We start from the raw sequence: 6,156 nt of genomic DNA, 5'->3' as shown, positions 1-6,156 counted from the left end.
CTTAACGGTGGTATGAAGTTGAGTGATAACAGCCTGACTGTTGTGCGCAATAACGCTGTACCGAATGGCGTTGACAGTAACGAGTTGCAAGTGGCGGTAGTCGATGCGGCGGGCAATCCGAAAGCCGGTGTGACCGTCGAGTGGACCACCAGTGCCGGTAGCCTCTCAGGAGCAACCAGTGTCACTGATGTGAACGGTATCGCCCGCATCGAGGTGAGCCATACCGAGATTGCCAGCGTCACTGTGACCGCGTCCCTGTTGGGCGCCAGTCAACAGGCTGATGTGAACTTTGCTGCCGGACAGATCGCCAGCGATGGCGTGCGAGTGACCGACCAGAGCGGTAACGAAGTCCCTGCTGATGCACCGGTGGGCACCATCCTCTACGCCCAGGTTCGCCTGGAAGGAGAGGCAGATGCACAAACTGGACGGGGCAACGAACAACTGACTGACGGTACGCGGCTGACCTACCAGTGGCAGCGCACCAAGGATGGCGTGAACTGGACCGATATCGGCACCCAGGATCGCTACACCACGACCGGGGCGGATCAGGGTTACACCTTCCGTGTCCACGTCACCACACAGTGACGGCCAAGAGACGAAGGTCTCGTCAACCGTCTTGTACTAAATAGGTTGCCCATCGGCTGATGGGCAACCAACACCAAGTAGTAATTAACAGGAAAAAGTAAATGAACCATATCAACAAGTTTGGCCGCAAGCGCCCTGCAATCCGTCGTTCTACCCTGGCAGCTGGCCTGCTGGCCGCGCTGTTGAGCAATGGCGCTGCCGCACTGGTCTCAACCAACAGCGCAGGCCCCATTCACGGCCGTCAAATCACCGTCGTAGCTGCTCCCCAAATAGAGGGCTTGGGCGTAGTCGGTGTGCCGGTCACGCTGCCATCAGTTCCCGGTACTGCCGATGCGGACGGTGATGCCCTGGCCGACTGGTACTACGTATGGCAACTGGACGGCGTTGACGTCGGCACCGAACAGCTCGCTGGCAGCATTGATGCGATCCCGTCCTACACCCCGTCCGCTGCCGATGCGGGCAAGAAGCTAACCCTCAAACTGCGTGCCGTAGCGGACGAGCGCAGTTTCCCGGTGGCCACCCGTTATTCAGAAGAGAGCCTCTCCAACGTTATCACCATTGCTGCCGGTGAGCTGGAGATTGGTGGTGAAGGCCCGATCGACCCGAATCCGGAGATCCCGGGCTCTATCGCTATCGATGCTAACGGTAACGGCCATGGCCCCGAGAACCAGGAGATCAAGGTCGATATCGGTTCTTCCGTCACTAACAACAACGCTGGTGGCGAGCTGGAGTGGAGCCTGGGTGGTGCAGACAGTGGCCAGTTCTCCATCGATGAAAATGGCGTGTTGACCCTGAAACCGCAGGATGCCGAAAACCCGCTTGATAGCGATGGCAACGGTACCTATGTGGTGGAAGTCACAGTGAAGGATCCGGTAACAGGTGCAGAAGACAGCATCACCATCACCATCACAGTTGACAACGTGGTTGAGCAGGCCACCGCCGTCAAGGTAGTGGATGCCGCTGGTGCAGAGATCACCGGTAACCCGGTCGTCGGCGATGTGCTGCACTCCGAAGTGACCCTGGATGACGGTGCTGGCGCCAAGCGTGACCGTACTGACGCCACCTACCAGTGGCAGCGCCGCAATACCGTCACCGATGGTGAGTGGGAAGATGTGGCTGGTGCCGAAAGCGCAACTTATACTCTGACTGGTGCAGATCAAGGTTACGAGTTCCGCGTGGATGCTAACGGCAAGTAATCGCTAGCTACACATAAATACCCAGTGAGGCCTGTGAAAACAGGCCTCACTACATGAATAAACAACAAACCTCATATTTTTTATCGAGACAATCGTATAAGACATATATGAAGAGGGTCAGAAAATGAGTCATCGATTAGCACTGAAAACCAGCGCACCTTTTTGGTTGCCATTAACCTTGGTCGCTTCAGGGATCTATTTATCATTGAGCCAAATGGTAGTCGCAGCGGAAAGCGGTAGTACGCTTCCAGTTTATGGTCATCAGGTCACCCTGGAAGGCACCCCCACAATCACGGCCGGCGACACAGATATCACGGTATCAGCATTGCCTGCGGTAAAAGATGCAGATAATGATGCGCATATCGGCTGGTCTTACGTATGGGAGGTAGACGGTGCGGGTACAGAGCAGACCACTAACAATCCTACGACCATTCCGGCATATACACCGTCAGCAGGTATGGAAGGTAAACAGCTCCAACTTAAGGTCAAGGGCTTAACCGAGGCGCGTAGCTTCCCTAGCGAAACGGCCATATCTACGGTTGCTGCATCCAATATCCTAACGATTCCATTTTCAACTACGGCTATTCCTGCTGCTAGCAGTTGGTTAACCGGTAAGGCGGTACTTGGAACTAAGAACATAAATGGCATCCCCTTAACTATTACAGGAACAGCATTCGACGGACCATATCCAGCTGAAAAATTTTGCCGTGGCTACGTGACCCCTCCAGGCCTTGCATCAGGTGCTAGCGCAACGCTATCTTTTGACAAGCCAGTAACAAATGTCAAAGTATTTGTTATGTCACTCGATGCAGACGAAAGATTTACAGCAAGTATTAATAATGGCTCCGCCCCAGTAGTTAGTGTTTTCCCTGGCACTTCAGGGTGGCGTGTTAATGAACCGGGGTACTCTGCAGATAAATGCGGTCCACCGCTCAAAATTGGATATGGAAATGTGTTGCGTGGTGATACGTTAGGTAGCGTTAGTTTTTATGCTACTATAGGATCAAAAGACCAATATTATACTCAGTTAAGTATTAATACTACTCAGGTTAGTGGATTGTACTACTATATTAGTTATGACCATGTATCTATAAAAGAGTAGCTTGTAAGGGTAAGGGGGTATACGGGACGATAAATAACATCGTTTTTTTCCATAACCCCCTTAGATTGATCAATATTCATTTTAAACTAGCATTAGTTTGTTTTGTAATTAAATATACGGTGTGCGGAGTTTTTTTACCCATGTTAATTGATTTATGCTAGATGTATGCTCTGATTGAATATTAGCATCGAGTTTTAACGTTCGATAAGCTGTAGTTCTATGATTAAAAATGTCACTTATCCCATTTTTATTGCTTGTGATATGACGGTAGCACTATATTTGACATGTGGTTTTTTTGTTGTTTTTTTAGAGTGATTTTTATAGGTTTGATATTTGGTAATGCCGTCAATCAGTTGAAATGGTGTCTTTCTATAAAGGCTCCAATCACTTTCTCGTGGAGCTCAATGGAACGAGAGAAGCAGATGGTCTTGCGAGCCAATCGCTTGATGCGCGTTCTGAGCGTCAGGTTGTTACGCTCGATACGCTGGGTGAATATCTTACCGGTCAGATGCATCTCGCTCGGCACCTCTCTGGCATAGCTTCCCCAGTCATCAGTGGTGATAAAGCCTATCTGGAACGAAGAAAGCAGGCTCAGCAAGCGACGGCATGTCTCATCATTGCGTGGGCCAAAGGTATAGGCCACGACTCGTTTTCTCTTGGTATCAAAGGCATACCAAAGCCAATGTCGATGCTATTTATTGCCAACATAGGCCCATTGTTCATCAAGTTCACCGATAAGCGTCACGTCATCGAGCACCACCTTTTCGGAGGTTACTTGCCTTGGGGTGAGTTTTTTAGGGCGCGTATGACAGTGTTGATGCCAGTCTTCAGAACGCGAGCAGTATCACGAACACCTGAGCCGTTGAACGTCATATCAACAATCTTGTCTTTGACGCCAGACTTGCAGGCTTCATAGGTGTAGGTGAGCTGAAACACGTGCGGACAGACGGGGCAACGATAGCGAACATGGCCGGCAGGGGTCTTCCCATGGCGATATACGTGGTCAGAGTTGCAGCGAGGGCAGTGAACGGTGATGGATGCCATGAAGCTATGAGTCTCAAAGGCACCCATCATACCAGCTCAACCGCTCGGAGGTATTACCCCAAATCAACCATAGCCCCAGCCCCAAGTGACCGTTACTCTCGGGGCTTTCTGACAGGCAGACCTGGGGTATTGAGTTTGTTTATGGCTGACATACGCCATTACCTCTCCCGCTTGGCCGTTGTAGTTACGCAGACTGACTTTCCCCGCCAACAACTGTTTGAACCGATACATAGCCCTCTCTGCCAGTGAGCGACGGTGTTACCCCGATATCCTCTTCCACTGTGCCAGCGCATCCTTGCGCATCACCAGCACCGACCGCATCAACGATTCAGAATTCACCTACATACTGTCGTAAAAAAAACTGAAATAATGCCCACGTATTTAATTCGCGATGGATGGTAAACGATAATTAACTGCTCAAGTTTTGTCTTTGTAATACAAACTCTATGTACTGAAAGATGTGTTTCTGTATAGCGGCCATTATTGGTATAGCCCTCAATACAAAGAGAATACGCGAATTCTGATATTGTTTTGCAAAGTCCACCATTGGATAAAATTAATATGCGTAACTGATTTTCTTGACGCAGATTTTGGATTATTAAATTTAGCAGGCGTTGTCAGCCTTTGCGGAAGTGTTTGACCATACATAATGTTCATCGGCATTTTTTGTTTTTGATGTCGTAAATGGAAAAAAAGTTTTGATGGTATCGCGGAACGTGACCTGCATAAGCTAGCAAGGAATATATAAATGCTTTTAGGTGAGGAGGACCACTGATAGTTACATCGTAATAGACTTCTCAGAAGAGAATATTATAGGTGTGATAAAAATACACTAAGTGGCATTAACTTCATTGATTGCTGGTTTTGTGTAAATAATATTTTTGTTGATAATTTAAAAATGGTAAGTAATGATGCTAAATAAATTCAAAACCTCTATGATCATCATGCATTGGCTTGTCGCAGTTCTGATGGTATTGGTTATCCTGCTGGCCTGCTTCTATTGGTCTATTAAGACTTTCCAGTTGCCCTTTGACAAAGACACTGTGTTTGCCGCTTTTATCGGCCATGAAACGGTCGGTTTCTTTTTACTGTTGGCGACCCTGGTGCGGATCTGCAATACCCGACTGCACCGCGCCCAGAGACCCCATTCAATCAATGTGGAACACCCGCTCAAGCATGCTCTTGAGCAGGCTGTGCACCTGTTCCTGCAGTATGGGGTGATTATTCTGACCCTGTTGGGGTGGGCCACCGCCAATGCCAAAGGATATGAGTTGCGCCTGTTCTGGCAAGAGTGGCTGACCCTGCCCAACCTCGTCGAGTTGGGTGATCCCAAACAAGCGGCCACGAACAGCACCTACCAGATCTTGTTGCAGTGCCACAGTGTGCTGGCCTTTGCCATGATCGCCGTGGTGCTGCTGCATATCACAGCGGTGATGGTGCACCGGCTCAAAGGGCACAATCTCTTGGCCAGAATGTCATTACGCTAGGCGTTGTATAACGGTCGGCAGGGATAATCAGCCTGCCGACTTGCCCACGGTTTGATAATGTTCTAGCTTATAATCAATAACTTACTGACTTAATCATTGGCTTGATAGAGGAATCACATGGCAACAATCATGATTGTGGATGACCATCCGGCCATCAGAATGGCCGTCGGCATTCTGTTAAAAAATAAGGGCCACCAGATCTCGGGTGAATTTGATAATGGTATCGATGCCCTGGCCCAGATCCGCCAGCAAGCGCCCGATATCCTGGTGCTCGATATCAATATTCCCCGTATCGATGGCTTTGATGTTATCAAGCGTTGCCACGAGCTGGCCATGCCACCAAGAATTATCGTGTTAAGTGCCCATGACAGCGATCACGTCAAAACCCGCTGTGTTCAACTGGGTGTCTCTGCCTTTGTCTCCAAGCTTGATGACCTCACCAAGCTCTCTTCCGTGGTAGAGCAGGTGCTGGCTGGCTACGTGCTATTTGACCATGCCCTCCGTTTTGATGCTGCCAGCAAGTCAGATATCGACAGTGCCGAGGTGTTGAAGACGCTCTCTATGCGTGAGATGAGTGTGCTGATGGCGCTGGCAAGAGGTGATAATAATAAGAAAATCGCCAACGATCTGGTATTAAGTGAAAAAACCATCAGCACTTATAAAACAAGGCTGATGACCAAGTTGCAGCTCAACAATATTGTCGATCTGCTTAACTTTGCCAAACGCCATAATCTGGTCTGAG

5 protein-coding genes and 2 pseudogenes are annotated in these 6,156 nt (G+C 49.3%); 5 read left to right on the top strand and 2 right to left on the bottom strand.

Features of this window, described 5'->3' with window-relative positions:
* From LRL22_RS11920 to LRL22_RS11910, 3 genes are all read left to right on the top strand, one after another.
* Window positions 1-585 (top strand): Ig-like domain-containing protein (locus LRL22_RS11920; RefSeq protein WP_270905455.1); only part of this gene is annotated, 585 nt, incomplete at its 5' end.
* 101 nt (window positions 586-686) lie between these two features.
* Entirely contained in the window at window positions 687-1,781 is a 1,095-nt protein-coding gene (locus LRL22_RS11915) for a hypothetical protein (protein WP_270905454.1), read from the top strand.
* Window positions 1,782-1,905: 124 nt separating this feature from the next.
* Window positions 1,906-2,883, top strand: coding sequence for a hypothetical protein (locus LRL22_RS11910; protein ID WP_270905453.1), 978 nt, complete (start codon window positions 1,906-1,908; stop codon window positions 2,881-2,883).
* Between the two features lie 349 nt (window positions 2,884-3,232).
* On the opposite strand, the pseudogene LRL22_RS11905 reads toward LRL22_RS11910, so the two are convergent.
* Window positions 3,233-3,927, bottom strand: a pseudogene (locus LRL22_RS11905) (IS1 family transposase).
* Between the two features lie 92 nt (window positions 3,928-4,019).
* A pseudogene (locus LRL22_RS11900) lies at window positions 4,020-4,242 on the bottom strand (IS5/IS1182 family transposase); the annotation flags it as partial.
* A gap of 593 nt (window positions 4,243-4,835) precedes the next feature.
* Between LRL22_RS11900 and LRL22_RS11895 the strand changes: the two are divergent.
* Window positions 4,836-5,414, top strand: a complete 579-nt coding sequence (locus tag LRL22_RS11895; protein ID WP_336296648.1) for a cytochrome b/b6 domain-containing protein — start codon at window positions 4,836-4,838, stop codon at window positions 5,412-5,414.
* Window positions 5,415-5,531: 117 nt separating this feature from the next.
* A complete protein-coding gene (locus LRL22_RS11890; RefSeq protein WP_270905451.1) occupies window positions 5,532-6,155 on the top strand; it encodes a response regulator transcription factor in 624 nt (207 codons plus the stop codon).
* The last annotated feature ends 1 nt before the right edge of the window (window position 6,156 follow it).

The sequence above is a fragment of the Aeromonas sp. PI_26 genome (assembly GCF_027854445.1).
Taxonomy (GTDB): domain Bacteria; phylum Pseudomonadota; class Gammaproteobacteria; order Enterobacterales; family Aeromonadaceae; genus Aeromonas; species Aeromonas veronii.
The sequence above is the reverse complement of the archived record's forward strand: the minus strand, read 5'-3'. Positions and strand labels throughout refer to the sequence as shown.

Coding starts and splice junctions, on each gene's coding strand:
- LRL22_RS11915 (WP_270905454.1), top strand. CDS start 687: ATGAACCATATCAACAAGTTTGGCCGCAAGCGCCCTGCAATCCGTCGT.
- LRL22_RS11910 (WP_270905453.1), top strand. CDS start 1,906: ATGAGTCATCGATTAGCACTGAAAACCAGCGCACCTTTTTGGTTGCCA.
- LRL22_RS11895 (WP_336296648.1), top strand. CDS start 4,836: ATGATGCTAAATAAATTCAAAACCTCTATGATCATCATGCATTGGCTT.
- LRL22_RS11890 (WP_270905451.1), top strand. CDS start 5,532: ATGGCAACAATCATGATTGTGGATGACCATCCGGCCATCAGAATGGCC.